Source organism: Nocardioides sp. Root140, from assembly GCF_001426745.1.
Lineage (GTDB): Bacteria > Actinomycetota > Actinomycetes > Propionibacteriales > Nocardioidaceae > Nocardioides.
This window is the reverse complement of record NZ_LMFI01000010.1, coordinates 868,463-893,765: the sequence shown is the minus strand read 5'-3', so window position 1 is coordinate 893,765 and position 25,303 is coordinate 868,463. Positions and strand designations below refer to the sequence as shown.

Annotated in this window: 26 protein-coding genes; 14 read left to right on the top strand and 12 right to left on the bottom strand. The window is 70.0% G+C overall.

The genetic code is table 11. The features are described 5' to 3' along the window. Positions 1-99: 99 nt before the first annotated feature. Positions 100-957, bottom strand: a complete 858-nt coding sequence (locus ASD30_RS14665; RefSeq protein WP_056682766.1) for an NUDIX hydrolase — start codon at positions 955-957, stop codon at positions 100-102. A gap of 71 nt (positions 958-1,028) precedes the next feature. Between ASD30_RS14665 and ASD30_RS14660 the strand changes: the two genes are divergently transcribed. After that, complete coding sequence (locus ASD30_RS14660; RefSeq protein WP_056682764.1) at positions 1,029-2,048, top strand: hypothetical protein; 1,020 nt, start codon at positions 1,029-1,031, stop codon at positions 2,046-2,048. 4 nt (positions 2,049-2,052) lie between these two features. Here the strand turns inward: ASD30_RS14660 and ASD30_RS14655 are convergent, their stop codons facing one another. Beyond that, positions 2,053-4,233, bottom strand: coding sequence for an RNA degradosome polyphosphate kinase (locus ASD30_RS14655; protein WP_082599602.1), 2,181 nt, complete (start codon positions 4,231-4,233; stop codon positions 2,053-2,055). A gap of 231 nt (positions 4,234-4,464) precedes the next feature. Here ASD30_RS14655 and ASD30_RS14650 point away from each other — a divergent pair, with 231 nt between their 5' ends. Together ASD30_RS14650 and ASD30_RS14645 are read left to right on the top strand one after the other, a co-directional pair. Then, the gene (locus ASD30_RS14650; RefSeq protein ID WP_156393655.1) at positions 4,465-5,523 is read left to right on the top strand and encodes a hypothetical protein; all 1,059 of its coding nucleotides are present in this window, start codon (positions 4,465-4,467) and stop codon (positions 5,521-5,523) included. 175 nt (positions 5,524-5,698) lie between these two features. Next, positions 5,699-6,730, top strand: a complete 1,032-nt coding sequence (locus tag ASD30_RS14645; RefSeq protein ID WP_056682756.1) for an alpha/beta hydrolase — start codon at positions 5,699-5,701, stop codon at positions 6,728-6,730. Here ASD30_RS14645 and mshD read toward each other — a convergent pair. Together mshD and ASD30_RS14635 are read right to left on the bottom strand one after the other, a co-directional pair. Further along, positions 6,727-7,584 carry a mycothiol synthase gene (gene mshD, locus ASD30_RS14640; RefSeq protein WP_056682753.1) on the bottom strand — a complete coding sequence of 286 codons (858 nt, stop codon included), beginning with the start codon at positions 7,582-7,584 and terminating at the stop codon, positions 6,727-6,729. The genes ASD30_RS14645 and mshD overlap by 4 nt on opposite strands. A gap of 23 nt (positions 7,585-7,607) precedes the next feature. After that, complete coding sequence (locus ASD30_RS14635) at positions 7,608-8,336, bottom strand: response regulator transcription factor (RefSeq protein ID WP_056682750.1); 729 nt, start codon at positions 8,334-8,336, stop codon at positions 7,608-7,610. Between the two features lie 54 nt (positions 8,337-8,390). Here ASD30_RS14635 and ASD30_RS14630 point away from each other — a divergent pair, with 54 nt between their 5' ends. Both ASD30_RS14630 and ASD30_RS14625 read left to right on the top strand, forming a co-directional pair. After that, positions 8,391-8,693, top strand: a complete 303-nt coding sequence (locus ASD30_RS14630) for a MoaD/ThiS family protein (RefSeq protein ID WP_056682747.1) — start codon at positions 8,391-8,393, stop codon at positions 8,691-8,693. A 39-nt stretch (positions 8,694-8,732) separates the two neighbouring features. Beyond that, a complete protein-coding gene (locus tag ASD30_RS14625; RefSeq protein ID WP_056682745.1) occupies positions 8,733-9,176 on the top strand; it encodes a TlpA family protein disulfide reductase in 444 nt (147 codons plus the stop codon). A 19-nt stretch (positions 9,177-9,195) separates the two neighbouring features. Here ASD30_RS14625 and ASD30_RS14620 read toward each other — a convergent pair whose 3' ends face one another. Together ASD30_RS14620 and ASD30_RS14615 are read right to left on the bottom strand one after the other, a co-directional pair. Then, a complete protein-coding gene (locus ASD30_RS14620; protein WP_082563848.1) occupies positions 9,196-10,011 on the bottom strand; it encodes a class I SAM-dependent methyltransferase in 816 nt (271 codons plus the stop codon). Further along, positions 10,008-10,889 carry a sulfotransferase domain-containing protein gene (locus tag ASD30_RS14615; protein ID WP_056682742.1) on the bottom strand — a complete coding sequence of 294 codons (882 nt, stop codon included), beginning with the start codon at positions 10,887-10,889 and terminating at the stop codon, positions 10,008-10,010. The genes ASD30_RS14620 and ASD30_RS14615 overlap by 4 nt, the downstream gene beginning before the upstream one ends. 160 nt (positions 10,890-11,049) lie before the next feature. Between ASD30_RS14615 and ASD30_RS14610 the strand changes: the two genes are divergently transcribed. Further along, positions 11,050-12,351 carry an oligosaccharide flippase family protein gene (locus ASD30_RS14610; protein WP_162250973.1) on the top strand — a complete coding sequence of 434 codons (1,302 nt, stop codon included), beginning with the start codon at positions 11,050-11,052 and terminating at the stop codon, positions 12,349-12,351. 13 nt (positions 12,352-12,364) lie between these two features. Continuing rightward, the gene (locus ASD30_RS14605) at positions 12,365-13,009 is read left to right on the top strand and encodes a CatB-related O-acetyltransferase (RefSeq protein ID WP_056682734.1); all 645 of its coding nucleotides are present in this window, start codon (positions 12,365-12,367) and stop codon (positions 13,007-13,009) included. A gap of 6 nt (positions 13,010-13,015) precedes the next feature. On the opposite strand, the gene ASD30_RS14600 is transcribed toward ASD30_RS14605, so the two are convergent. Further along, positions 13,016-13,903, bottom strand: coding sequence for a TylF/MycF/NovP-related O-methyltransferase (locus ASD30_RS14600; protein WP_200950123.1), 888 nt, complete (start codon positions 13,901-13,903; stop codon positions 13,016-13,018). Positions 13,904-14,027: 124 nt separating this feature from the next. On the opposite strand from ASD30_RS14600, the gene ASD30_RS14595 reads away from it, so the two are divergent. Genes ASD30_RS14595 through yidC form a run of 3 tightly spaced genes read left to right on the top strand, consistent with a single transcriptional unit; the run spans position 14,028 to position 16,428 of the window. After that, positions 14,028-15,236: a hypothetical protein gene (locus ASD30_RS14595; RefSeq protein WP_056682731.1), complete on the top strand. Its 1,209-nt coding sequence runs from the start codon at positions 14,028-14,030 to the stop codon at positions 15,234-15,236. Positions 15,237-15,262: 26 nt separating this feature from the next. After that, on the top strand, positions 15,263-15,583 hold the full coding sequence (locus ASD30_RS14590; RefSeq protein WP_056682728.1) for a hypothetical protein: 321 nt from the start codon (positions 15,263-15,265) through the stop codon (positions 15,581-15,583). Between the two features lie 56 nt (positions 15,584-15,639). Next, positions 15,640-16,428: a membrane protein insertase YidC gene (yidC, locus tag ASD30_RS14585; protein ID WP_056682724.1), complete on the top strand. Its 789-nt coding sequence runs from the start codon at positions 15,640-15,642 to the stop codon at positions 16,426-16,428. Here yidC and ASD30_RS14580 read toward each other — a convergent pair. Beyond that, positions 16,408-17,481, bottom strand: coding sequence for a glycosyltransferase (locus ASD30_RS14580; protein ID WP_056682721.1), 1,074 nt, complete (start codon positions 17,479-17,481; stop codon positions 16,408-16,410). The genes yidC and ASD30_RS14580 overlap by 21 nt on opposite strands. Positions 17,482-17,574: 93 nt before the next feature. Between ASD30_RS14580 and ASD30_RS14575 the strand changes: the two genes are divergently transcribed. Next, a complete protein-coding gene (locus tag ASD30_RS14575; RefSeq protein WP_200951155.1) occupies positions 17,575-18,381 on the top strand; it encodes a class I SAM-dependent methyltransferase in 807 nt (268 codons plus the stop codon). A 37-nt stretch (positions 18,382-18,418) separates the two neighbouring features. On the opposite strand, the gene ASD30_RS14570 is transcribed toward ASD30_RS14575, so the two are convergent. From ASD30_RS14570 to ASD30_RS14560, 3 genes are read right to left on the bottom strand one after another with little or no spacing between them, the layout of a single operon-like run. Then, positions 18,419-19,471: a GDP-mannose 4,6-dehydratase gene (locus tag ASD30_RS14570; RefSeq protein ID WP_056682718.1), complete on the bottom strand. Its 1,053-nt coding sequence runs from the start codon at positions 19,469-19,471 to the stop codon at positions 18,419-18,421. Beyond that, a complete protein-coding gene (gene gmd, locus ASD30_RS14565; RefSeq protein ID WP_056682715.1) occupies positions 19,468-20,442 on the bottom strand; it encodes a GDP-mannose 4,6-dehydratase in 975 nt (324 codons plus the stop codon). Before gmd ends, ASD30_RS14570 begins: the two co-directional genes overlap by 4 nt. After that, on the bottom strand, positions 20,439-21,368 hold the full coding sequence (locus ASD30_RS14560) for a class I SAM-dependent methyltransferase (RefSeq protein ID WP_056682710.1): 930 nt from the start codon (positions 21,366-21,368) through the stop codon (positions 20,439-20,441). Before ASD30_RS14560 ends, gmd begins: the two co-directional genes overlap by 4 nt. A 125-nt stretch (positions 21,369-21,493) precedes the next feature. Here ASD30_RS14560 and ASD30_RS14555 point away from each other — a divergent pair, with 125 nt between their 5' ends. After that, positions 21,494-22,474: an NAD-dependent epimerase/dehydratase family protein gene (locus tag ASD30_RS14555; RefSeq protein ID WP_056682707.1), complete on the top strand. Its 981-nt coding sequence runs from the start codon at positions 21,494-21,496 to the stop codon at positions 22,472-22,474. A 2-nt stretch (positions 22,475-22,476) separates the two neighbouring features. After that, a complete protein-coding gene (locus ASD30_RS14550) occupies positions 22,477-23,667 on the top strand; it encodes a glycosyltransferase family 4 protein (protein WP_056682706.1) in 1,191 nt (396 codons plus the stop codon). Position 23,668: 1 nt separating this feature from the next. Here ASD30_RS14550 and ASD30_RS14545 read toward each other — a convergent pair whose 3' ends face one another. Beyond that, positions 23,669-24,376: a hypothetical protein gene (locus tag ASD30_RS14545; RefSeq protein ID WP_056682705.1), complete on the bottom strand. Its 708-nt coding sequence runs from the start codon at positions 24,374-24,376 to the stop codon at positions 23,669-23,671. A gap of 98 nt (positions 24,377-24,474) precedes the next feature. Here ASD30_RS14545 and ASD30_RS14540 point away from each other — a divergent pair, with 98 nt between their 5' ends. Continuing rightward, positions 24,475-25,299, top strand: coding sequence for an SAM-dependent methyltransferase (locus tag ASD30_RS14540; protein ID WP_056682703.1), 825 nt, complete (start codon positions 24,475-24,477; stop codon positions 25,297-25,299). Positions 25,300-25,303 lie beyond the last annotated feature (4 nt).

Below are 25,303 nucleotides of genomic sequence, written 5' to 3'. Positions count from 1 at the left end.
ACGAGCGGTGAACGCTGGTCGGCCCTTTGGTCGCCGGTGGGCGGAGAAGAGACGGCCATCACGTGAACTGCCCCGTGGGCCTCTTGACTCAGCCCGGATTCAGCGCACCAGATGACACTCGGTGGCGACCACCGAGCCGTCGCGCAGGTGAACGACGAACATCTGGCCGGGTTCGAGCCCGGGATCGGCCAGGCCGAGGGTGAAGAAGACGTCGGGCAGCACCGGTCGGTGGGTGCACAGCACCGTGCGCTTGCCGCCCTCGACGAGCGCGTCGACCACGTCGAGCACGCCCTCGGCGGTGGCGTCCTCCTCGCTCAGGGCGTCACGGGTGTCGATGTCGCGTGCGGTCGCGTCGGCGTACGGCAGCAGCGTCTGCACGCACCGGTTGGAGGAGGAGGACACCAGCCTGCGGACGTCGTACGCCGCCAGCACGGGCACGATGCGCTCCGCCTGGGCCGCGCCCACCTTGAGCAGCGGGCGCAGGCGGTCGTCGGTGCGCCAGTAGGAGCGAGCCCGGGCCTTGGCGTGGCGCAGCACCACCAGGGTCGTCGTACGGCCCCTGGCGGCACGGGCCAGCGCGAGCGTCTCCCGGTCGCGGGGATAGGTCAGCAGCTGCTCGGCCTTGTCGGCGGGGACCCAGCGGACCTCGTCGATCTCGTCGTTCGGCGCGTAGCCGGACACGTCGTCGCTGCCCACGACCCGGCCGACCCAGTAGTGCACGACCTTGTCGCGGGTCCCGACTCGGTAGTGCTGGTCGGGCAGCGGCCGGCCCAGGCGTACGTCGAGTCCGGTCTCCTCGCGCACCTCGCGGACGGCGCACGCCGTGACGTGTTCCCCGCGGTCGACCTTCCCCTTGGCGAAGGACCAGTCGTCGTACTTCGGGCGGTGCACCATGAGCACGTCCCCGCCCTTGCGGACGATCACGGCACCGGCGGCAATGATGTCGGCCTGCGGCATGCCGCTAGCGTATGTCCTTGTGCGCGGACCGGTCCGCGTCCGTTGCCCAGGCGTGAGGTGGTTTCTCCCGGATGTCCCGTCGACGTGTCGCCCTGTTCACCGTGGTGGTGGTCGTCATCGCCGCAGTTGCGGCGGCGGTCGGCTGGTTCGTGTGGCCGCGGGACAGCGACTTCGAGAAGGCGGCCGCGCTGCTGCCGGACGACACGCTGCGGGTGACCTGGACCGACTGGGAGCGGGTGCGCGACGAGGTGGGTGACTCCGACGTCTACACCGCCGCCACGGACCGCGACCTGTCGGTCTCCTCGCTCGCCGGGTCGGCCGATGACATCGAGGCACAGCTCGGCTTCGACCCGCTCGACGCCGACTGGGAGCTGTTGGGCCACTCCCGCGAGGGCATGGTCGTGGTCGTCAAGCTGCCCGGTGATCTCGATGACGTCGCCTCCGCGTTCAAGGGGGCCGGCTACACCGAGCCGTCGTCGAAGCGCATGGACGGCGCCGTGTGGGAGGGCGGGCCCGACGTGCTCGCGTCGCTCGGGCTCACCAACAACGAGCTGCAGAGCGTGGCCTTCGTGGAGGAGGAGGGCCTCCTGGTCGGTTCCGACTCGGCCACCTACCTGCGCAGCGCGATGAAGACCGTCACGGGCGACGAGGACGGCCTCGACGTCACCCCGCTCACCGACCCGCTCGAGGACGACCCGCTCGACGCGACAGTGTTCCTGGAGGACTACGCCTGCGAGGCGCTTTCGATGAGCCAGGCCGACGAGGCGACCCAGACGGTCGCCGACGGTCTGGTCGACGACGCCGGCGGGGTGTCGCCACTGAAGGGCTACCTGGTCGCGCTGTCGGCCGACGAGCAGCTCTCCGTGGTGTTCCGATTCGCCGACGACGACCAGGCCGAGCGCAACGCTTCCTCACGCGGCTCGCTGGCCACGGCCGAGGACCCAGGTCAGATGGTGGCCTACTCCGACGTGTTCTCCGACCCCACGACGGAGGCCGACGACGCGGACGTCGTACTCACCGCCACGGCGTTGCGCGACGGCTACCCGATGGCGAACCTCGCCGCCGGGCCGGTGCTGCTCGCCACCTGCTAGACGCTCAGCGCTTGTTGCGGCGCTGGCGGGCGATCAGCATCTGGTGCAGCGACTGGGTGCCCTCGGTGCGGGTCCAGTCGGCGTCGGAGCCGAGCGTCCAGGCGGCCGTGTCGGCGTCGAACGCCAGGTCGAGCACGTTGGCGACGCGGGTGACCAGGTCTTCGGTGGGCAGCTTGACCAGCACCTCGACCCGTCGGTCGAGGTTGCGGTGCATGAGGTCGGCGGAGCCGATCCAGGCGACCGGCGTACCGCCGCCGGCGAACTCGAAGACCCGGCTGTGCTCGAGGAACCGGCCGAGGATCGAACGGACCTCCATCGTCTCCGACAGGCCGGGTACGCCGGGGCGCGCGGCGCAGATGCCGCGCACGAGGAGATGCACGGGTACGCCGGCCTGCGAGGCCAGGTAGAGCGCGTCGATGGTGGCCTCGTCGACGATCGAGTTCGCCTTGAGCCGGATCCGCGCGGGGCGCCCGGCCAGGTGGTGCTCGATCTCGGCGTGGATCTGCTCGATCAGGCCCTCGCGGACGCTGTCGGGCGCGACCAGCAGCTGGTCGTAGGACGCGTTGCGCGAGAAGCCGCTCAGGTTGTTGAACAGGTGCGCGACGTCCTCGCCGATCGCCTGGTCAGCGGTGATCAGGCCGAAGTCCTCGTAGAGGCGGGCGGTCTTCGGGTTGTAGTTGCCGGTGCCGATGTGGGTGTAGCGGCGGATGCCCTCGGGTTCGTCGCGCACCACCATCGACAGCTTGCAGTGGGTCTTGAGGCCGACCAGTCCGTAGACCACGTGGCAGCCGGCGTGCTCGAGCTTGCGGGCCCAGCGGATGTTGTTGGACTCGTCGAAGCGGGCCTTGATCTCCACGATCACCAGCACCTGCTTGCCGGACTCGGCCGCGTCGACGAGGGCGTCGATGATCGGCGAGTCACCTGAGGTGCGGTAGAGCGTCTGCTTGATCGCCAGCACGTGCGGGTCGGCGGCAGCCTGCTCGATGAACCTCTGGACCGACGTCGAGAACGAGTCGTAGGGATGGTGGAGGAGCACGTCGTGTCGGCGCGCGGCCTTGAACACGTCGACCGGGCTCGCGGACTCGACCTCGGCCAGCAGCTCGTGGGTGCTCGGCACGAACGCGGCGTACTTGAGCTCCTCGCGGGGGAGGTCGGCGATGTCGTGGAGTCCGCGCAGGTCGAGCGGGCCGGGCAGCTGCACGACCTCCTCGGGGGTGACGCCGAGCTCGGAGATCAGCAGGTCGAGGATTCGCGGGTTGATCGATTCCTCGACCTCGAGGCGCACCGACGGGCCGAACTTGCGACGCAGCAGCTCCTTCTCGAGGGCGGCGAGCAGGTTCTCGGCGTCGTCCTCCTCGACCTCGAGGTCCTCGTTGCGGGTGACCCGGAAGGTGTGCGCCTCGAGCACCTCCATGCCGGGGAAGAGGCGCTTGAGGTGCTCGCCGATGACGTCCTCGAGCGGCACGAACCGCTGGTTGCCGACGGGCACGAACCGGCTGAAGATCGGCGGCACCTTGACCCGGGCGAAGTGCTCCTTCTTGGTCTTCGGGTTGCGCACCAGCACGGCGATGTTGAGGGAGAGCCCCGAGATGTAGGGGAACGGGTGGGCCGGGTCGACGGCCAGCGGCGTCAGGACCGGGAAGACCCGCTCCTTGAACAGCCGCTTGCACTGCTTCTGCTCGTCCTTGTCGAGGTCGTCCCAGCGGACCAGCTCGATGCCCTCGTTCTTGAGCGCCGGCACGATCTGGTCGCCGAAGACGGCCGCGTGGCGTGCCATCAGCTCCTTGGTCCCGACCCAGATGGTGTCGAGGACCTCGCGCGGCAGGTGTCCGCTGGCCGCGCGTACGGCGACTCCAGCGGCGATCCGGCGCTTGAGGCCGGCCACCCGCACCATGAAGAACTCGTCGAGGTTGCTGGCGAAGATGGCCAGGAACCGGGCCCGCTCGAGGAGCGGCTGCTCCTCGTCCTCGGCGAGCTCCAGCACCCGCTGGTTGAAGTGCAGCCAGCTGAGCTCGCGGTCGAGGAACCGGTCGGGGAAGTCCTCGAGGGGCAGCTCACCCTTGCCGGGGACGTACGGCGGCTCGACGTCAAAGGTCTCACTGCCTCCCACCACGCGGAGCCCGGCGTCGACAGGCCCCTCGTCGAGTGATCCGGCCGTGTGCGAGGGGAGGCTGTCGTGCGTCATGCCACCGAGTGTGGCACCGCATGGTGAACGGCAGGTGACGAAGGATTCCCGCGCACTCGGGCAGTCGGCGAGCGCCCGGTCGGGCGATCGCGGGCTTCGTTGGTGGTTGGTGGCTCTTCATGGCGCCGCGAACAGCCACCAGCCACCAACGAAGGGGTGGATCTGTCGGTGGAGCAGTCTCAGCCCACCGTGGCCTGTGGAGGACGGGCCCGCGACCCCGTGACTTCGGAGATGCTCGTCGTCATGGCTTTGCCGAAGGATCCCCTCGAAGGCGCATGGATGCTCGATCCACCGCCCCGGATCGCGCGCCCGCAATTCGTCGTACCCGTGGCCGTGGACCCGTCGGGGCAGCGGGGCCCGACATACGGCCAGTCGCGTGGCCCGCACTGGCGGCGTACGTCGCCGAACCGGTTCGTCCCCTCGGACGCGATCTACGACGAGACGACCCAACGCATCGTCGAGGTTGCGGCGGCGCTGCCCCCGGACGCCGCGATCACCGGATGGGCCAGCCTGCGCCTGGCCGGTGCTCCGTACTTCGACGGCCGTGACCACCGCATGCGGGAACTCCCTGTACCGGTGGTAGCTGCCCGCGGGCGCCATCGCCGTGAGCTGGAAGGAGCGCGCGTACATCGCGAGGGATTCAGGCCAGATGAGATCGTCCACCGGCTGGGCGCCCGCTGCACCAGCGTTGACCGAGCGATCCAGGACGAGATGCGGCACAGCGACGACGTACGCCTGGCGGTCGAGGTGATCGACATGGCGTGCCACGCGCAGTTCACCTCGCTCGCCCGCTTCGGCGTCTATGTCGATGCCGCGCCCCGACGAGTGGGGATGCCGACTCTCCGCGCCGCGCTGGAGCTGGCATCAGAGGGTGCCCAATCGCGCCAAGAGGTGCAGATGCGTCTCATCTGGGAGGTGGACGCGGGGTTGCCGCGGCCGCTGTGCAACCCGACCCTCTACAGCTCGAGCGGCAGATTCCTGGCCCGCCCCGACCTGCTCGACCGCGTGGCCGGAGTGGTCGGGGAGTACGACGGGATCCATCACGACGCGGATCCTCAGCGAGGAAGGGACAACACGCGAGAGCAGCGACTGCGCAACCATGGACTCGAGTACTTCGCCGCGGTGCGGGGCGAACTGGCGGCCAAGATCATGGTGCCGCGCATGCATGCCGCCCGTGCGCGGGCAGCAACGTCGCGTATGCCGCGCGCCTGGACCCTCGTTCGTCCGCTTCATCTCACGCCCGAACTGACTCTTGATGAGATTCTGGACCGGCGACCTCCGCCGATCTGATGGACAGGGCCGAACGGAGGAAGGGCCAGCGGGGGTGGGCTTGGTTGGTGGCTGGTGGCTGTTCGCAGCGCGATGAAGAGCCACCAGCCACCCACGAGCGACTGGAATGGCTGGGGACGTCCCGCGTGGTGTGCGTCACGCACGGATCCGGCGTACCGCGGGTAGGTTTCTCGACATGTCTCTGGAAGATCGCCTCAAGAAGCTGACCGTGGCCGGTGCGCTGAGCCTCCCCGCAGGGGTCAAGCGCCGGCTCGCCGGCAAGCCGGTCGTGCTCGACGGAGCGACCCTCGACGTCGACACGCAGCTGCTGCTGCGGCTGCAGAAGGTGGCTCGTGAGACGGCCGCCGAGACCCTGCCGATCCCCGACGGCCGCGAGCGGCTGGCCGCGCAGAGCGTCCTGGTCGGCGGCAACCAGCCGATCGGGTCGACCGCGCACATCTCTCTCGCCGGGATCCCCGCGCGGGTCTACGTCCCGACGACGCTGCTGGGCTCCGAGCAGCGACCGACGCTGGTCTTCCTCCACGGCGGAGGCTTCATCTACGGCGGCGGGCACAGCACGCACGAGCAGGCCTGCCGCTTCCTGGCCGAGCGGTCCGGCGTACAGCTCATCTCCGTCGACTACCGGCTGGCGCCCGAGGCGCCGTTCCCCGCGGCGTACGACGACGCGGTGGCCGCGTTCCGCACCGTGGTCTCGCGGGCGTCCTCGCTCAAGGTCGACCTCGACCGGATCGCGGTCGGCGGTGACTCGGCCGGCGGCAACCTGGCCGCGACGGTGGCACTGGCCACGGTCGACGACGACGTTCCGCCCGTGTGGCAGCTGCTGGTCTATCCGATGACCGACTGTGTCGGCACCACGGAGAGCCGGCGGATGTTCGGCCAGGGGTTCTTCCTCACCGACGAGTTCATCGAGCTCGCGCTCGAGAGCTACGTGCCTGACCACGAGGACCGCAAGGACCCGCGGGTCTCGCCGCTGCTCGGCACGATCCCGGCCGGGGTGGCCCCGGCCCACGTGGTGACCGCCGGCTTCGACCCGCTGCGCGACGAGGGTGAGGCGTACGCCGAGCACCTGCGCTCAGCAGGAGTGGCGGTCACGCACCGACGCGAACCGGGCCTGATGCACGGGTTCTTCAACACCGTCGGGGTCGGTACGTCGGGTCCGGCCGCGGTCGCCGACATCGCCTCGCGCCTGGCGATCGCCCTCCGTTAGTGCGGGTGGCGGTACTGCACGTGCGTGTCGCTCGGCGCGTGGGTGAAGCCCAGCCCCTCGTAGACCGCCCGCGCAGGCAGGTTGTCGGACTCGACGTAGAGGATGACCTCTCCGTCGGACGTGAGCCGGTCGGCCAGGTGCTCCAGGCCGGCCAGGGTCAGCGCCTTCCCGAGGCCGCGCCCCTGCGCCTCCGGGGCGATGCCGACGACGTACACCTCGCCGGTGGAGGCGGAGTGCCGCTTGGTCCAGTGGAACCCCAGCATGTGGTCGCCGTCGAAGCTGACGAGCAGGCCGGCCGGGTCGAACCACGGCTCGGCCATCCGCTCCGCGAGGTTCTCGGCGTCCATCGAACCCTGCTCGGGGTGGTGCGCGAAGGCCGCCGCATTGACCCGCAGGAGCTCGGCCTCGTCGCCCGGCTGGAACCCGCGGATCTCAACCGTGCTTGAGGATGCGGGCAGCTCGCTGGAGACGGGACGACGCATCACCCACAGCTCGCGGGCGCGGTCGAAGCCGTGACGCTTCGCGAGCACGGCGGCCGCCGGGTGGTCGCCGTGGGACCACGCCGAATGTGTCAGGGGTGCGGCCTCGGCCGCGAGCGTCGTACCGAAGCCGGCACCGCGTGCGGAGGGCGCCACCGCGAGGTCGACGCCCTCGTCGTGCAGCAGGGCGAAGCCGGAGTCGCCGATCAGCCACAGGCGCGAGCCCTCGAGTCCGCGGTTCTTGAGGCGCAGGGTGGCCGACTCGTCGAGCGGGTCCTGCCGGTCGCCGGTCGCGCACGCCGCGCGGATCCGTTGCAGGGCGGTCAGGACCTCGTCGTCGAGCGCGGTGATCTCGGTCAGCAGTGCGGAGGTCATGGGGCGACCCTAGCCACCCCGGGTCAGGAGTCGGCGGACTCCTGGGCCGATTGTGCGGCGTCTTCCTTCTCCTTGGTCGGCACCATGAAGCGGTAGCCGACGTTGCGGACGGTGCCGATCAGCGTCTCGTGCTCCGGTCCGAGCTTGGCGCGGAGGCGGCGTACGTGCACGTCGACGGTGCGGGTACCGCCGAAGTAGTCGTAGCCCCAGACCTCCTGGAGCAGCTGCTGGCGCGAGAAGACCCGACCCGGGTGCTGGGCCAGGAACTTCAGCAGCTCGAACTCCTTGAACGTCAGGTCGAGCGTGCGGCCGCCGAGCTTGGCGGTGTACGTCGCGTCGTCGACGACCACCTCGCCGCTGCGGATCACGTGGGCGTCGGGATCGTCGGCCTCGCGCTGCTGGGCCAGCCTGCCGATGGCGAGCTTGATCCGGGCCTCGAGCTCGGCCGGTCCGCAGGTGTGCAGCACGACGTCGTCCATGCCCCAGTCGGCTGCGACCACCGCGAGGCCACCCTCGGTGGTGATCAGCAGGACAGGGGCGTCGGAGCCGGTCGTGCGGATCAGGCGACAGAGGTCACGCGCGTGGGCCAGCTCCTGGCGCCCGTCGACCAGGAGCAGGTCGGCGTCGGGCGCCTCGAGCAGGGCGCTGCCCTCGGAGGGGAGGATGCGGACCTGGTGGTTGAGCAGGGCCAACCCCGGAAGCACGTCGGCTGACGGTTGGAGGGCGCTGGTCAGTAGGAGAAGTGTGCTCACGGGCGCTCCTTCCACGTGGTGATCCGCAGACGCAGATAAGGAAGGATATCGGTCATGACCCCTGATTCCGCTGCGTCGCCGCAGAGAGAGACGCAGATCATCGTGCGCTACTGGGCCTCCGCGCGGGCTGCGTCGGGCGTGAACGAGGACGTGCTCGCGGTCGAAGGGCCGCTCACGCTGACCGAGGTCCGGGCCCGCGCGCTGGCCCTGCACCCCGATTCCGACACCCTCGAGCGGGTCATCGGGGTGTGCTCGGTGCTGGTCGACGACGAGCCCGCGGGGAGGCAGGATCCGGACACCGTGCGGGTGCGACCCGGCCAGTCGGTGGAGTTCCTACCGCCGTTCGCCGGTGGCTGAGCCGGGAACACCCGGCGGCGCACGTCGGTTGAGGCTCACGTGACCACCGGCCAGATCGTCCTGCTCGTCGTCGTACCCCTCGCCCTGGCGTTCGGGGTGTGGCGGGCGTACGCCGACGGCCGGTTCCGCGGCACGCACAAGGTGCACGGCGCGCCCGAGGTCGAGGAGGAGCGGGTCGAGAGCATCCTCGACGCCACCGACATCGAGCACACGCTGGGGGAGAAGGCCACGCTCCTGCAGTTCTCCAGCGCGTTCTGCGCCCCGTGCCGCGCCACCCGGCGGGTGCTGTCCGACATCGCCGGTATCGTCCCCGGGGTGGAGCACATCGAGGTCGACGCCGAGCACCACCTCGAGCTGGTCCGCCGCGTGGGCATCCTGCGTACGCCGACCACGCTGGTCCTCGACCCGCACGGCCGGGAGGTCACCCGGGCGACCGGGGCGCCGCGCAAGGAACAGGTGCTGGCGGCGCTGGCCCGGCTCTAGGAGCACGCTCCTGTCGGCGTCAGGCCTTCTGGACGAACACCATCAGGGTGGAGGCCAGACGGGGCGGGGTGAGCCGGTCGAGGAACTGCGCGGCCCGCCAGGCCGGCACGGAGTTGCCCATGTAGGTCGGCTCGGAGCTGTGGCCGTAGACGACCAGCCGGTTCGGCTCGGGGAAGAGCCGTGCGAGGTGTCGTCGGGTGTTCATGTGGTACTCCACCGGGAACACGTCCTCCGCCTTGCGGCCGGGCTGGAGCCTGGAGAGCACCCGGGTGTGCAGGTGGTTCGGCACGGACCGGGCGCCGAGTCCGATCAGTCCCCACTTGTTCGGCGTACGCGCGGCGAACCAGCCGCCGGGCCTCAGCACGCGCAGCACCTCGGCGGCGACACCGGGTGCGTCGGCCTCGGTGACGTGCTCGAGCACGTAGTCGGCCAGCACCAGGTCGAAGCTCTGGTCGGGGTACGGAATCGGTGAGCCCGGGGGCACGACCAGGGCGTCCTCGAGCGTGGGGTTGGAGATGACGGCGGTGTCGACGTCGATGCCGACCACTCGGCGCACCCGCTCGTGGAAGGACCGCAGCGCCAGATGGGTGGCCGGCATCGGGTCGTGGGCCCACTGGCCACGGCCGGCGCCGAAGTCGAGCACCTCCGACTCGGGCGTCAGCAGGGCGTTGACCCGCGTGTAGAAGTCGACGAAGCCGTCGTGCCGGGTGAAGCCGCCGACCGCAGCCTCGGGATAGAGGCGGGCCAGCGTCTCACCGGGCTGGAAGTGGTCGTCACCGGTCGCGGCCGTGGGCGGCGCCGCGGGCTCGGACGTCGTCATGCCGGGGCCGTTCATGCGGGATACCCCAGTCGCTCGGCGAGGCCCGGCGAGAGGGCCTCGACGGCCGCGTAGTGCTCCTCGTTGAACAGGTCGCGGAAGGTCTTGCGGTCGAGGCGGTAGTGCGACTCGGACCCGGCGTCGCGCTGGGCCAGGTCCTTGACCTGCAACGCCTCGCGGGAGACGTCGGACAGCACGGTCTCGAACTCGTCGGGCGTGAGGTCGATCTCGCAGTGCTTGAAGATCGCGGACAGGTTGGTGCGGGCATCGGCCGAGACCTCCTCGAGCTTGAACGTCGCGACATTCGGGTCGTCGACATCGAGCCAGGTGGCCATCTCGAGCAGTCGCGAGCCGCCGAGGCGGATCACCTCGAGCAGCCCCTCCTCGATCGGCTTCGACCGCAGGTCCTCACGGAAGTCCTCGTAGCCGGCGACCGGCCGATGCGTGCCGATCGCGGAGAAGTAGCCGGAGACGAAGAGGTCGCGCGGGTCGCGGAACATGTAGATCAGGCGGTAGGGGTGGCGGTGCGTCATCGCGAGGTACTCGTCGTGGCTGAAGTAGAGGCCCGGGACGAACGTCCCCGCCGGGAACGGCTTGGAGGGCTTCAGCTGGTAGTCGAGCTGGGGCAACGTGAACAGCCCCGTGTGGCGGCGTACGACGGGGTGGTCGAGGAGCGCCTTCATCCACTGGCTGCCGGCCTTGGGCGACCCGGCGGCGTAGAGGTTCGCGATCGCCGGCACCCGGCCGGAGCGCTCCAGACGTACGCCGCGCGCCCGGGCGGCAAGGTGCACGCCGCGCTTGATGGTGTTGCGGGCGGGATCCCACTGGACGGCCCGGGTGGCCCACTCGCGGACTGCGCCGTCGTGGGCACGCGCCTCGGGTGTTGACGGCGACAAGCGAAACCTCCGGGTGGCAGTGCTCGATGGTGAAGGGCGTAGCCGCGCCGCATCAGGCGCGTTGTAAGGGAAACGTCCGGGAGACGTGTTCGGTTACGCTACCCGCGGCCGTCCGTTGCCGGAGGATCGCAGCCAGGGGCCGAGGACAACGAGGGATGGCTTGAGTCAGAGCAAGCAGTCGGTGGGGTCGGCGGGCCGTCGACTGAGCGTGATCACGATCGACCAGGTCGTCTCGGGCGCCTCGAACCTGCTGATCGCCGTGCTGGCTGCACGCTTCCTCGGCGTCGCGTCCTTCGGGCTCTTCGGCATCATCTTCATGGTCTACGTGACCGCCCAGGGGCTGGCCCGGGCGATGGTCTGCGAGCCCGTCCTGGTGCACCCCGAGGAGGCCGTGGAGCGTCCGGGAGCGGTGATCGGGTCGGCCAGCGTGGTCGGATCTTTGATCGCGCTGGTGGTGCTGGCCAGCGGCCTCGTGGCGCACTTCTTCGACGCCGACCTGCGCAACGGCCTGCTGGTCCTGGCGGTGAGCCTGCCGTTCCTCGTGCTGCACGACCTCGGCCGCTATCTCGGCTTCGCGACCCACCGACCGACCCGCTCGCTGGCCCTCGACCTGGTCTGGCTGGTCCTGCTCGTCGCCGCGATCGTGGCCCTCTTCGCGCTCGACCGGCAGACGCTCACCTGGTTCATGGTGGCGTGGGCCGGCACCGGAGCCGTCGCGGCGCTCCTGGTCCTCTGGCAGTACCGCCACCACCGGATCACCCCGAACCTGTCGTGGCTCCGGTCGAAGTGGAGCTTCTCCTGGCGCTACATGCTCTCGTTCGTCGCGACGTACGGCGCCTCGCTGGCCACGACCGTCGCGATCGCCGCCGTCGCCGGAGCGCGTGCCTTGGGTGGCGTGCGAGGCGCGTTGCTGCTGGTGCGGCCGTTCATGACCTTCCAGACCGCGTCGGTGGCCGCCGGCATCGCCGAGATCGCGCACCTCGACGCCGGTCGGGCCGTGCTGCGTCGCCATGCCCGTCGTACGACGGTGCTCACCGTGCTGGTGGCGGTGCTGAACCTGCTCGTGCTGCTGTTCCTGCCGACCTGGCTGGGTCGTGCGGTGCTCGGCGAGACCTGGGAGGTGACCGAGCCGTTGATGCTGCCGGCCGGTCTGCAGATCGTGTTCCTGGCGCTGGTCACCGGTCCGCGCTCCGGGTTGCTCGGCGTACGCGCGATCCAGAAGACCGTGGTGATCGACGTGGCCAGCACAGTGATCCTGCTGGTGCTGACGGTGGCCGGCGCCGCGGTCGACGGGGCAGTCGGTGCGTTCTGGGGCTGCGCGATCGGTCAGGGCGTGATCGCCGCAATCTGGTGGTCCGTCTTCTGGGGCCACACGGGTCGTGCCCGGGGCGGGCGGCACGCCCGACGCACGCGTGACCTCACCCCGGCCGCCTTCGTTGGCCAGACAGACACCGACCTGTGAAGGGGCCCCACCTGTGCTGAACTTCCTCCGCTTCGTGAAATACGCCCTGCTGCGTGGCCGCGACGCCGTGATCGGCAAGAACATCGCCAACCTGAACCGCCTGGTCAAGGCCGGCCGGGTGACCGTCGGGGAGCACACGTACGGCGGCCCGCCGATGATCAAGGTCTTCGACCACGACAACACGAAGCTGACGATCGGGAAGTACTGCTCGATCTCCGGTGACGCGCTGATCCTGCTCGGTGGACGGCACGCCACGGACGCGTTGACGACCTACCCGCACCGCATCCTCTGGAAGATGGAGGGGGCCGGCAAGGACGGTTTCCCGATGCCTTCGGAGGACTCGTCGATCGGCTCGGACGTGTGGCTGTGCGACAACGCCATCGTGCTCACCGGCATCCGCATCGGCCACGGCGCGATCATCGGCGCGGGCGCCGTAGTGACCAAGGACGTGCCCGACTACGCGATCGTCGGGGGCAACCCGGCGAAGGTGATCTCCTACCGGTTCCCCGAGGAGCAGCGCAAGGCGCTCCTCGACATCGCCTGGTGGGACTGGCCCGACGAGGACGTCCGCGAGGCCGTCCCGCTGATCGCCGGCAAGGACGTCGACGCGTTCATCGCCCACGCCGCAGAGCGCGACCGGCGGCTCGGTCGCGGCTGACCGGAGTCAGCTCTTGCGCCAGTAGGCCCCGAAGTCGTCGATCTGGATGATCTCGTCGGTGATGCCGTGCTGGGCGCGGTAGTCGAGCACCGCCTGGCCGGCCTGGGAGGCGTGGCTGCCGAAGTCGTCGATGATGCAGAAGCCGCCGGGGGCGAGCTTGGGGTAGAGCGGCTCGAGTGCCTGGATCGTCGACTCGTACATGTCGCCGTCGAGGCGCATGAGCGAGAGCTGGTCGATCGGGGCGGTCGGCAGGGTGTCCTTGAACCAGCCGACGAGGAACTCGACCTGGTCGTCGAGCAGGTCGTACCTGCGGAAGTTGTGCTCGACGATCTTGGTGCCGACCGCGAGACCACTCCACTTGTAGTGGGTGTCGCCCGCGTCCGCGGCATACCGGTCGGCATCCGGCTCGGGCAGTCCCTGGAACGAGTCGGCCACCCACACCTTGCGCGCGGTGTCGCCCCACGCCTTGAGGTTGGCGCGCATGAAGATCGTCGCGCCGCCCCGCCACACGCCGGTCTCGATCAGGTCGCCGGGGACACCCTCGGCCTCGATCGTGGCGATCGCCTCCTGGATGTTGTCCATCCGCTTCAGGCCGATCATCGACTCCGAGCGCGAGGGCCAGTCCTGCCCCACCTCGCGCAGCTCGGGGGAGTACGGGCGCTTGTAGGCGATTTCCAGGTTGAACCTGTTCGCGAGCCTTCCGGCCGCGTGCGCGCCACGCTTGAGCACCTGCGTGGCGGTTGCCCGGTTGAGGCCCGGCTCACCGAGAGTGCCGGTGCCGACGCTGCGTGCGCCACCGAGAATCGTGTCGTTGTCCTCGGCCAGGGCGCCGGTCAGGCTGCGCTTGACGAGGTCGAGGTAGAGATCGCGGAGGACTGCATCAGATGTGGACACGCGCAGGAACATAACACCCATACGTGGCCCGGATCACCGTGTTGAACGCCGCACGAAATGCCCGTATCCCGGCCTCGACTCAGTCGTTGAACCTGCCGACCGCCACTCTTCTGCGAAGGCCACGATGTCGGACCTGACCTACTGCACGATCCTCGCCACCAACTACCTTCCGAAGGCGTTGTCGCTGGCCGAGAGCCTTGCCGAGCATCACCCGGACGCCGAGCTCGTCGTGCTGCTGATCGACTGCGCGAACGACTCCGAGCTCCCCGACATCAGTCACGCCGACCTGCCCGGCGTACGCCTCGTCTCCACGGCGTTCCTGGGCCTTCCCCAGGCGCAGGTCGACCACCTGGCGATGATCTACGACCTCGTCGAGTTCGCCACCGCGATCAAGCCGCTGGCCTTCAAGCGGGTGCTCGAGACGGCCGAGCAGGTCGCCTACCTCGATCCCGACACCTACGTCACCGCGCCGATGGAGGAGCTCTCGAAGGAGCTCGACGCCAGCGACGGCGGTATCCTGCTCACCCCGCACTTCCTCGAGCCGCTGCCCGAGGGGGGACCGGTCGCACAGGGCCACCTGCTCACCGTCGGCGTCTACAACCTCGGCTTCGGCGCATGGGACCGGCGGGCCCTGGAGTTCCTCGACTGGTGGTGGGCTCGCCTCAAGGAGGAGTGCCTCTTCGACTACCTCTCGGGACTGTTCGTCGACCAGAAGTGGATGGACATCGGCAGCGTGCTCTACCAGGCCCGCAGCCTGCGCCACTACGGCTACAACGTGTCGGTGGTGAACCTCCACGAGCGTCCGATCGGCGCCGACTCGTCCGGCCTCGTCATGCTGACCACGGGCGAGCCGCTGCGGCTCTTCCACTTCCACGCGTTCGACCCTGACAACCCGACCGAGCTGTCGACCCGCCAGACCGGGTCGACCTCGGAGCTGCGCAGCTCGAGCGAGGCCGTCGACGCACTGTGCCGTGAGTACGCCGACCGGGTGCTGCGGCACCGTTCGGCGCTCGGCGGTGCGCCGGCGTACCCCTACTGGACCGACTCGTCGGGCAGGCGCATCTCTCGCCAGCTGCGTCGGGCCTACCGGCTCTCGAGTGCGGGCCTCGAGGATTCGGCGCTGCCGTCGGCCTTCGCCGCGTCGGACGCGGAGGCCTTTGCGGCCTGGCGACGGAGGTCGTGGAAGAAGAAGAGCCGCGAGCTCCTGGGCGATGCGGCAAAGAGTGCCCGGCTGGCCCTGCCGGAGGAGTACGGCCGGCTGCGCAGCCGCTTCCCGAAGCTGGCCAGCTCGATGAAGGGCAAGCTGGTCGGCAAGTCGGGCATCTGGGGCTGATTGCGCCCCGGCGTACGCTCGACGGCATGAACCACCGGGAGGACGACGCCAGGGCGCGTGCCTCCGTGCTGATCGGGTCGCTGGTCGCCACCGCCCTGGCCCTGCTGGCGCCTGTCGTGCTCGCCCCGACGCCGGAGTCGAACGGTGGCCTGGCGGCGGTCGCGCTCGCCATCATCGCCCTCGCAGTCGGGGCGCTCGCGCACGTCGGCAGCTCGATGGCCGGGCACACCGCCCGGGCGCTGGCCGCCTCGCCGTCGCGCGGTCGTGACGCCGCGCCCGTGCCGTTGGGCCGGGTCACCGACCCCGTCCACCACCCGATCCGTCCACGTGCTCCCGGACTCGCCTGACCCTCGCCACTCGCGCGAGCCGTCAGGTCCGTCCATCCCAACTCCTGGAGCACTCCATGTCTCTTCTCGACCCGTTGACCCATGCCCTCGCAGCGGTGGTTGCCGCTGCCCACACCACACTCACCCACCTCGGCGCAGCACCCACGTCCAGCCTCACCTGGCTGGTCTGCCTGGCCGCCGTCGTGGTCGTCGTACGCCTTGCCCTGCTGCCGCTGGTGGTGCACGGCGTGCGCACGGCCCACGCCGGTGCGCGGGCCCGGCCTCAGCTGCAGGAGCTCGCCAAGCAGCATCGCGACCACCTCAAGGACCCTGAACGAATGCGGGCCTACCTGGACGAGCGGCGCCGGATCTCGGCCGAGCACGGCGTCTCACGTCTCGGCTGCCTGCCGTTGCTGGTGCAGCTGCCGATCTGGTTCGCGCTCTACCGGGTCGTCTCGGACGTCGCGGCCGGTGTGCCGGTCGGTGCGATGAGCTCCGGTCTGGTCGCCTCGCTGGGCGCGGCCACGCTGGTCGGCGTGCCGCTGGCCGACCGGGGCTACCTCGGTGGCGGGCCGACGCACCTGCTGGTCGTGGCTGGCCTCGCGGCCACCGCGGCGGCCCTGTCGTTCGTGACCCAGAAGTTCCTCGTCGCGCCCAACACGGTGCTGACCGATGCGCCCGAGGCGATGCTCAAGGCGCAGCAGTGGATGCCGCTGTTGTCCGCGGTCGGCATGGTCGTCGCGGGCGGGGTCGTGCCGGTGGCGCTGCTCGTCTACTGGGTGGTCAACGCGATGTGGACCTGCGGCCAGTCGGCCGTGGTGTGGCGCTGGTTCCCGACGCCCGGGTCACCTGCCGCCGCACGCTAGGAGGGCGGCGCGGGTCTGCTGGACGGTGCGGCGCCAGGTGAACTCCGCGGCGTGGGCGCGGGCCGCCTCGAGGCGGTCGGCGTCGAAGCCCGCGGCGCGTACGACGGCATTGGCCAGTGCAGGTGCGGAGAACGACGTCATCACCGAGGCGTGACCGCCGGCGACCTCGAGGCTGGCCGGCTCGGGTCCGATCACGACCGGGATGCCGAGCAGCATGCCCTCGACGACCGGTAGTCCGAAGCCCTCGAAGTCGGAGGGGAAGACGATCATCGACGCGCCGGCCATGGTGGCGCGGAACTCGGGCTCGGGCAGGTACGGCGCGAGGGTGACCAGGTCGGTCAGGCGCAGCTCGGCGACCCGGGCGGCCAGGGCGGTGCGCTGGCCGCCGGTGCCGAGCACGGTCAGCGGCGGCATCGCCATCCCTCGACGTCGCCCGTCGGCCCAGGCGTCGAGGACCAGGCCGGGGTTCTTGTTGGAGTGGTGCGCGAACGTGACTGCGGGGCCCGTCTGCTCGGGCCTGGGCCACGCCAGCACGTGGTCGGCTCCGTGGTGCACGACGGCCGCGGTCGTCGTACGCAGGTCGGGGTGCAGACGGAACAGGTCGTCGAGGCTCCGCTGCGACACCGAGACGATCACGTCGGCCAGGTCGTAGGCCCGGTCGTACGCGACCCGGCGCAACAGCCGGCGCGGGCGGGAGAACTGCTCGGGGCGCAGCTCGTGGCGGAGGTCGTGGACGACCACGCCGAGGGGCACGCCGACGCGCACGAGGCTGGTGGACGGCATCGTCGCCAGGACGGCGTCCGCGCCGAAGTCGGTGACCAGTCTCCTGGTGACCACGGACTGCTTGAACGGGCGGCCCACCGGACCGGGCCGCGGGATCCTCACCTCGTGACGACTGTGCCGACCGGTGTCGAGGTCGGAGCCTTCCCGGACCATCACCAGCAGGTGGTCGCCCAAGTCATCGGCCTGTTCGTCCCAGCTGGCCAGCAGGTTCTCGACGTAGGTCCGGATGCCACCGAAGTCGGCGGCCAGCGCGTCGACCAGGACCCTCATGCGGTGCGCTCCTTCATGGCGGAAGACTACTCACGGGTATGAGTTTCCAGGTTCCCGCGTACCCGGCGGTTGGCATGTGCAATTGTTGACGGCGTGAACAACGGGGACAGTGTCGTTCGTGCGCAGGATTCGGGGCACGCGGCAGGGCATGACTACGTCAAGGGATCGCCGCACCTGCGGCACCGTCGGCTGCGCGAGGACATCGAAGGACGGCTGACCGGCCTGGTCCACGACGCCATCTCGCGCACGGGTGCCTGCCGGGTGCTCGAGATCGGTGCCGGGCACGGCACGTTCACCGACGTGCTCGTGGCGGCCGGTGCCACGGTGACCGTCACCGAGGCCAGCGAGGCGAGCGCCGACCACCTGCGCAGGTCGTACGCCGGCGATGACCGGGTGTCGGTGTTCCACGACGAGACCGGCGAGTTCGTGCTCGACCAGGACGAGACCTGGGACCTCGCGGTGATGATCAGCGTCGTGCACCACATCCCCGAGTACCTCAAGTTCTTCCACCGTCTCCAGGACCTCATCGCTCCAGACGGGGCGATCTTCTCCGTCCAGGACCCGCTGTTCTACCCGCGCCGCTCGCGCGCCTCCCACCTGGCCAGCCGCGGCACCTACTTCGCCTGGCGGCTCGGGCAGGGCAACTACGCGCGTGGCCTCGCCACCCGGATCCGCCGGCTCCGTGGGGTGTACGACGAGACTGTCGAGTCCGACCTGGTCGAGTACCACGTCGTGCGACAGGGCGTTGACGAGGAAGCCATCCGGGACCTGCTGTCCGAGCGTTTCCACGTCGAGGTGTTCACCTACTGGTCGACACAGGGGCCCGTGTGGCAGCGCCTCCTCGAGAGGAGCGCCCTGCGCTCGGACTTCGGGATCCAGGCCACCAACCACCGCCCCTGACCCAGCCACCGGCCGTCCTCGTTGCATGGCTCGGCGGTCAGACCGGATCGAGGTAGGTCACCGCGTCGGCCACTCCGGTGCGGAGTCTGGCCAGCTCGGCGCGCACCATCTGCTCGATCGTCTCGCGCAGGGTGATCGTCGGCCACCAGCCCAGGTTGGTCGCGGCGCGCGTCGAGTCGCCGTACGCGCCGCCGAAGTCGTTTCGTCGCGCCTGTTCACCCGACGCCCGGACGACCCGTCGTGAGTTCTGATCGACCCGTCGTGAGTTTTGCGGGTCGTCCGGAACTGGCGACGGGTCGTCCGGAACTGGCGACGGGTCGGCGCGGGCTGCCTCGAGGGCCCACGCCGCGACGTCGGCGAGGCGGTGCGTCCGACCAGTCGCGATCACGTACTCGCCGTACGGCGCACCCACCGCCAGCGCGAACGCCCGGACGTGGTCGGCGGCGGCACCCCAGTCGCGGGTCACCGACGGGTCGCGCAGGGCGATCCCGTCGGCCCGGCCCAGAGCGACCTCGGCGGCCTGGCGGGCGATGGTGGGCAGCACGAAACCCGCGTCGTGCAGGGGACTGGTGTGCCCGAAGAGCACCAGGTTGCTGGCCCGGGCGCCGGCGGTGCGCGCCTCGGCCACGGCCACGTGGGCGTGTGTCTTCGCCTCGCCGTACGGGCTGACCGGGTTGAGCGGAGTGTCCTCGGTGACGGCTCCGGCCTCGACCGGGCCGAAGATCTCGGACGACGAGGCCTGGATGAAGTCCATGCCGGACGAGCTGATCACCGACAGCATCCCGAGCACCGCCCGGTGGTTGACCGCATCGGTCAGCTCGGGGGAGTCCCAGGACGCGCCGACCGACGACAGTGCGGCCAGGTTGTGGACGGCGTCGGGGCGGTGCTGGCGGACCAGCGACTCGAAGGACGCGGTCGATCGCACGTCGAGCTCCTCGAGGGTGACGCCGGGCAGGTAGACCGCCAGCCGAGGGTCGTCGTGGGTCGTGACCGTGCCGATCACCCGGTCGCCCGCGGCAAGGAGGTGCCGGGCCAGCAGGATGCCGTCCTGCCCGCCGACCCCGGTGACCAGGTGCGTGCGGCCGGTCATCGCTCGATCAGCCGCGCCATCTTCTCCAGGTCGGCGTCAACCATGATGCGCGCCAGCTCGTCGGGCAGGGTCGCGGCCTTCCAGCCCAACAGCGACTGGGCCTTCGACGCGTCGCCGATGAGCGCGTCGACCTCGGTCGGGCGCTCGTAGCGGGAGTCGTGGGTGACGTGCTCCTCCCAGTCGAGCCCGACGTGGGCGAAGGCGGCGGCGCAGAATTCGCGCACCGAGGTGCCGACGCCCGTGGCCAGGACGTAGTCGTCGGGCACGTCGCGCTGGAGCATCCGCCACATGCCCTCGACGTACTCCGGCGCGTAGCCCCAGTCGCGCACCGCGTCGAGGTTGCCGAGGTCGAGCCGGTCCTTGACGCCGAGCTTGATGGCGGCCGCGCCGAGCGTGATCTTGCGGGTCACGAAGGACTCACCGCGCCGCGGGGACTCGTGGTTGAAGAGGATTCCCGAGACCGCGAACAGGTCGTAGGCCTCGCGGTAGTTCACCGTCACCCAGTGCGAGTAGAGCTTCGCCGCGCCGTACGGCGACCGCGGGTAGAACGCCGACGACTCCCTCTGCGGAGGCGGCGTCGCGCCGAACATCTCTGAGGTGGAGGCCTGGTAGAAGCGACAGTCGATGCCGGCGGCGCGGATCGCCTCGAGCAACCGGAGGGTGCCGACGGCGTCGGTCGAGGCGGTGTACTCGGGCATCTCGAAGGACACCTTCACGTGGCTCTGCGCGCCCAGGTTGTAGACCTCGTGCGGCTCGATCTTGTGGATCAGGTTGACCAGGCTGACCCCGTCGGTCAGGTCGCCGTAGTGCAGCGTCAGGTGCGGGTTGTCGTGCAGGTGGTCGATGCGGCTGCGGTTCAGCGTCGAGGCGCGCCGCACCAGCCCGTGGACGTCGTACCCCTTCTCGAGGAGCAGCTCGGCGAGGTAGGAGCCGTCCTGGCCGGTGATCCCGGTGATGAAGGCCCGCTTCATGCGGTCAGCGCCTGGCCGGGAGTGGCCGCGAGCGGGCGTCGGGCATAGACGTCGAGCACGATGCGTGGCGCCAATCCCTTGTCCAGCAGGCGATCCACGCCCTTGGAGACGACTTCGCCGCCGCGTCCCTTGAGGCCGAGCGAGGCGAGGTAGGGCGCGGCCTGCAGCGAGTAGCGCGCCTGCGGCGTGACCTGTACGTCGACGAAGCCCGCGCGTTCCAACGCGACGGTCATGCTGCGGCGGGTGTGCAGGAGCCAGTGGTGCTGCGCGATGCGGCGGTCGACCCAGCGGCTGACCCGTCCGCGCGAGGCCCGGAGCGCGCCGAGTGCCATCGCGTCGATCGTGCAGCGGTACGGCGTCTGCAGGAAGAGCACGCCGCCGGGCTTCAGCAGCGAGAAGCACTCGTCGAGGAGCTCGTCGGGGGAGGGCACGTGGGCCAGCACGCACCACAGGGTCACGGCGTCGTTCGCTGCAGGCAGGTCGAGGGCCGAGAGGTCGCCGAGGTCGAGGTCGATGTCGAACTTCGAACGCGCGATCTCGATGGCCGCCTCGAGCAGCTCGTTGCCCCCGACGTCGTACCCGCGTGACCTGGCGAAGTCGAGGAACGCTCCGTCGCCGGCGCCGATGTCGTAGATCTTCGGCTGGCCGGCGCCTGTCTCGAGACCAAGGCGGGATGACAGCTCGTCGAGGGTCTCGGCCCATGCGGCGGCGGTGACGCCGTCGCGCTTGAGCTGGAACCACGCCTCGCGTTGCTCGACCGAGATCGTGTCGAGCCCGACGGTCTCGACCGGCGCCAGCTCGTCGCGCTGCCCCCAGCCGACCAGGCCGCAGGAGGTGCAGCGGAAGTTGCGTCGCCCGGTGCGCCGGGACACCGGATAGGGGTGCAGTCCGCGCGAGTGGCAGGCGGGGCAGGTCTGGACAGCCATCAGGGAACGGAGCCTTCCGGTTCGTGAACCCGAGAAGCATAACCATCCGGTAACCGGGTCGTTGAAGTCTTCCGTGAGGGCCGGGGGCCTCTCCATACCGTTGTCCAGTCGCTTGGAGGGCTGTCGTGTCGAAACCCGTGGATGTCCTGGTCGCCGGTGGCGGCGGGTTCATCGGAGGCCACCTCGTGGCCGACCTGTTGCGACAGGGAAAGACCGTTCGCTCGGTCGACGTGAAGCCGCAGTCCGAGTGGTACCAGGTGCACCCCGACGCCGAGAACGTCGTCGGCGACCTCTCCCTGCTCGACACCGCGATGACGCAGACTGCGGGCGCCGAGGAGGTCTACATGCTGGCCGCCGACATGGGTGGCATGGGCTTCATCGAGAACAACAAGGCCCTCTGCATGCTGACGGTGCTGACCAGCACGCACATGCTGCAGGCCGCCCGCGAGCACGACGTGCAACGCTACTTCTACTCGTCGTCCGCCTGCGTGTACGCCGCGGACAAGCAGACCGACACCGACATCACCGCCCTCAAGGAGGCCGACGCCTACCCGGCCATGCCGGAGGACGGCTACGGCTGGGAGAAGCTCTTCACCGAGCGGATGTGCCGCCACTTCGAAGAGGACTTCGGGCTCACCACCCGGATCGCGCGCTACCACAACGTCTACGGCCCCGAGGGCACGTGGGAGGGCGGTCGCGAGAAGGCTCCGGCCGCCGTGTGCCGCAAGATCGCCACCGCCGCGATCACCGGCGAGCACCAGATCGAGATCTGGGGCGACGGCGAGCAGACCCGCTCGTTCATGTACATCGACGACTGTCTCAAGGGCTCGCAGATGATCCTGGCCGGCGACTCGAACGCCCCGGTCAACCTCGGCTCCGACGAGCTCGTCTCGATCAACCAGCTGGTCGACATCGTCGAGGGCATCGCCGGCATCCGGTGCGAGCGCAACCACAAGCTCGACGCACCGCAGGGTGTGCGTGGCCGCAACAGTGACAACACCCAGATCCAGGAGACCTACGGCTGGGCGCCGTCGATCTCGCTGGCCGACGGCCTCGCCTCGACGTACGCCTGGGTCTTCGACCAGGTGAAGCGTTCGATCGGCTGATCATGCGCGTCCTCGTCCACGACTACGCCGGACACCCCTTCCAGGTCGAGCTCAGCCGCGAGCTGGCCGGGCGCGGCCACGACGTGACCCACTCGTGGTGCGACGCCTACAGCTCGGGCAAGGGCCACCTGGCCGCGGAGGCGGGGGAGACGCTCCGGTTCCGGCCGATCGGCCAGGGCGAGAAGATCGAGAAGCTCGCCTTCGCCCGCCGCCTCGTCCAGGAGCTGCGGTTCGGCCTCGAGCTGGCCCGGCTGGCCCGCGCCGAACGTCCCGACACGGTGATGGTGGCCAACGCCCCCATCCCGACCCTGGTGGTCTTCGCGGCGTTCCTCCTCGTACGCCGCACGCCGTGGGTGCTGTGGCACCAGGACGTGCAGGCGGTGGCCATCAAGTCGTTCGCCGGCAAGCAGCTCTCGCGTGGGTTTGCCCTTGTGGGCAAGGCGATTGAGGCCGGGGAGAAGTGGTGCTCCCGGCGCGCGGCAGCCGTGGTCGTGATCGCCGAGTCGTTCCTCGACGTGCACCGCCAGTGGGGCACCTCCGACAAGACGACGGTGATCCCCAACTGGGCGCCGCTCGACGAGATCTACCCGGTCGACCGCAAGAACGACTGGGCCGTCGACCACGAGCTCGACGACGTGAAGACGCTGCTCTACTCCGGCACGCTCGGCCTCAAGCACAACCCGGCGTTGCTGGTCGGCCTGGCCCGTGAGGTCATCGACGGCGGCCAGCCGGTGCGCCTCGTGGTGGTCAACGAGGGCCCCGCGGTCGACGTGCTCCGTGACGCCGCGGCGCGCCTCGACGTCCCCCTGACCCTGCTGCCGTTCCAGCCCTACGACCGGCTGCCGGAGGTGCTCGGCTCGGGCGACCTTCTGGTGGTGCTGCTCGAGCAGGACGCCGGCGCGTTCTCGGTACCCTCCAAGACGCTGTCCTACCTGTGTGCGGGACGCCCGGTGCTCGGCCTGATGCCCTCGGAGAACCTGGCCGCCGGCATGATCGCGTCGGTCGACGGCTGCGTCCTGCCGCCCGATGCCGAGTCGCTGCCGGCCGCTGCGGAGTGGGTGCGCGAGGTCATCGCCGATCGGGAGCTGCGCGACGAGCTCGGGGAGAAGTCGCGCTTCCTGGCCGAGCAGGAGTTCGCGCTCGACGGCTGCGCCGACAAGTTCGAGGAGATCCTGCAGCTTGCTGTCCGCTGACTCACACCTCTCCCTGCAGCGTCTCCTTCTTCAGCGCCGCGACCTCGTCGGCGATCTGCGCCTGCAGGCCCACGCGGTGGAAGAACTTCAGGCTCTCCGGCAGCGAACGGACTGCCTCGGCCGGGTTGCCGCGGTAGAGCGTCAGGTTCGTGGTCAACGGAGTCGTGACGACCGAGCCGGCCGAGATGATCGAGCGGTCCGGCACGCTGCTGCTGAGCAGGGTGCAGTTCGACATCACCACGCTGCGCGCGCCGAGCACCACCGGCTTGCTCTCGAAGCGGTCCTTCACGAGGTTCAGGTTGTGGGTCAGGATCGAACAGCGGAAGCCCGCCACCACGGCGTACTCCTTGAGCTCGATGAGGTCGGAGCAGTCGAGCTCGTGGGCCACCGTGATCATCGCGTAGTCGCCGAGGACCAGGCTCGGGTTGCGGTTCGGCTTCTTGAACACCGTGGAGGCCAGCGGGATCCCGGCGATCCGGTTGCGGGTCGCGATGCTCGCGCCCTCCCCGAGCCGCAGCTCCTCGAGGTCGCGGATGATGTTCATCGGGCCGATGCTGGAGCCCGGCCCGAGGGTGACCTTGCGGACCATGACCAGGCTGCGCCCGATGTACGCCGTGGGGTCGACGTCCCACTTCAGCACATGACGGGCCAGCAGGTGCTTGAGGCGCTGGGGCAGCACGATCATCAGGACGGCAAGGGCGAGGCGCACCGCGACACCATATCCACAAACCCCCGCTGGTTGAGGAGGTCGTTCTGCGACCATCTCGAAACCAGAGTCCGCCTCACGACCAGCCAAGGAGCACCCGCATGAGCACCCAGCCCGCCGCGCACTATGACCGCGTGCACGAGGCGTGGACGCTGATCATGGGCGAGGAGTTCCACTACGGGCACTTCGCGACGCCGACCACCGCGCTCGACGTGGCGACCGGTGCGCTGACCTCCGAGATGCTCGAGCTGGCCGGAATCGGCGAGGGCGACCGCGTGCTCGACATCGGGTGCGGCACCGGCCGCCAGTCGTGCGACCTGGCGGAGCAGCTCGGGGCGAAGGTCCTCGGCATCACGACGTCGGCCAGCGGAGTCGCAGCGGCCACCGCGCTGGCCCGCTCCCGCGGTGTCGACGCCCGCTTCGAGCAGCGTGACGGGACGTCGAACGGGCTGCCCGACTCGTCGTACGACGTGGTGTGGGCGCTGGAGTCCTCGCACCTGATGCGTGACCGGGCCGGCCTGCTGTCGGAGTCGGTGCGCGTGCTGGCCCCTGAGGGTCGGCTGGTGCTGTGCGACATCATCCGCAAGCGCGAGATCCCGTTCCTCGAGGTGCGCGACCGGCGCCACGACTTCGCGACCCTGCGTGCCGCGTTCGGCGACGCGCACATGGAGCCACTCGAGGACTACGCCTCGCGTCTCGAGGCGCTCGGCATGACCGTGCTGGAGGCGACCGACGTCTCCGCCGAGACCCTGCCCACCTTCGCCGCGTGGCGTGCCAATGTCGACGCTCACACCGACACCCTCACCGGCCTCCTCGGCGAACAGGGCGTCACCGACTTCGTGCAGGCCACGCACGTGCTCGAGGCGTTCTGGAACGACGGCACCCTCGGCTACGGAATACTCGCCGCGACAAAGGCGTCGCAGTGACCCA

Bases quoted from the DNA above. Each gene is read 5' to 3' on its own strand.
- ASD30_RS14595 (WP_056682731.1), top strand. From the start codon at position 14,028: ATGTCGGACCTGACCTACTGCACGATCCTCGCCACCAACTACCTTCCG.
- gmd (WP_056682715.1), bottom strand. From the start codon at position 20,442: ATGAAGCGGGCCTTCATCACCGGGATCACCGGCCAGGACGGCTCCTAC.
- ASD30_RS14630 (WP_056682747.1), top strand. From the start codon at position 8,391: ATGACCCCTGATTCCGCTGCGTCGCCGCAGAGAGAGACGCAGATCATC.
- ASD30_RS14665 (WP_056682766.1), bottom strand. From the start codon at position 957: ATGCCGCAGGCCGACATCATTGCCGCCGGTGCCGTGATCGTCCGCAAG.
- ASD30_RS14560 (WP_056682710.1), bottom strand. From the start codon at position 21,368: ATGGCTGTCCAGACCTGCCCCGCCTGCCACTCGCGCGGACTGCACCCC.
- yidC (WP_056682724.1), top strand. From the start codon at position 15,640: ATGTCTCTTCTCGACCCGTTGACCCATGCCCTCGCAGCGGTGGTTGCC.
- ASD30_RS14590 (WP_056682728.1), top strand. From the start codon at position 15,263: ATGAACCACCGGGAGGACGACGCCAGGGCGCGTGCCTCCGTGCTGATC.
- ASD30_RS14570 (WP_056682718.1), bottom strand. From the start codon at position 19,471: ATGACCGGCCGCACGCACCTGGTCACCGGGGTCGGCGGGCAGGACGGC.
- ASD30_RS14620 (WP_082563848.1), bottom strand. From the start codon at position 10,011: ATGAACGGCCCCGGCATGACGACGTCCGAGCCCGCGGCGCCGCCCACG.
- ASD30_RS14580 (WP_056682721.1), bottom strand. From the start codon at position 17,481: ATGAGGGTCCTGGTCGACGCGCTGGCCGCCGACTTCGGTGGCATCCGG.
- ASD30_RS14650 (WP_156393655.1), top strand. From the start codon at position 4,465: ATGCTCGTCGTCATGGCTTTGCCGAAGGATCCCCTCGAAGGCGCATGG.
- ASD30_RS14645 (WP_056682756.1), top strand. From the start codon at position 5,699: ATGTCTCTGGAAGATCGCCTCAAGAAGCTGACCGTGGCCGGTGCGCTG.
- ASD30_RS14655 (WP_082599602.1), bottom strand. From the start codon at position 4,233: ATGACGCACGACAGCCTCCCCTCGCACACGGCCGGATCACTCGACGAG.
- ASD30_RS14550 (WP_056682706.1), top strand. From the start codon at position 22,477: ATGCGCGTCCTCGTCCACGACTACGCCGGACACCCCTTCCAGGTCGAG.
- ASD30_RS14540 (WP_056682703.1), top strand. From the start codon at position 24,475: ATGAGCACCCAGCCCGCCGCGCACTATGACCGCGTGCACGAGGCGTGG.
- ASD30_RS14660 (WP_056682764.1), top strand. From the start codon at position 1,029: ATGTCCCGTCGACGTGTCGCCCTGTTCACCGTGGTGGTGGTCGTCATC.
- mshD (WP_056682753.1), bottom strand. From the start codon at position 7,584: ATGACCTCCGCACTGCTGACCGAGATCACCGCGCTCGACGACGAGGTC.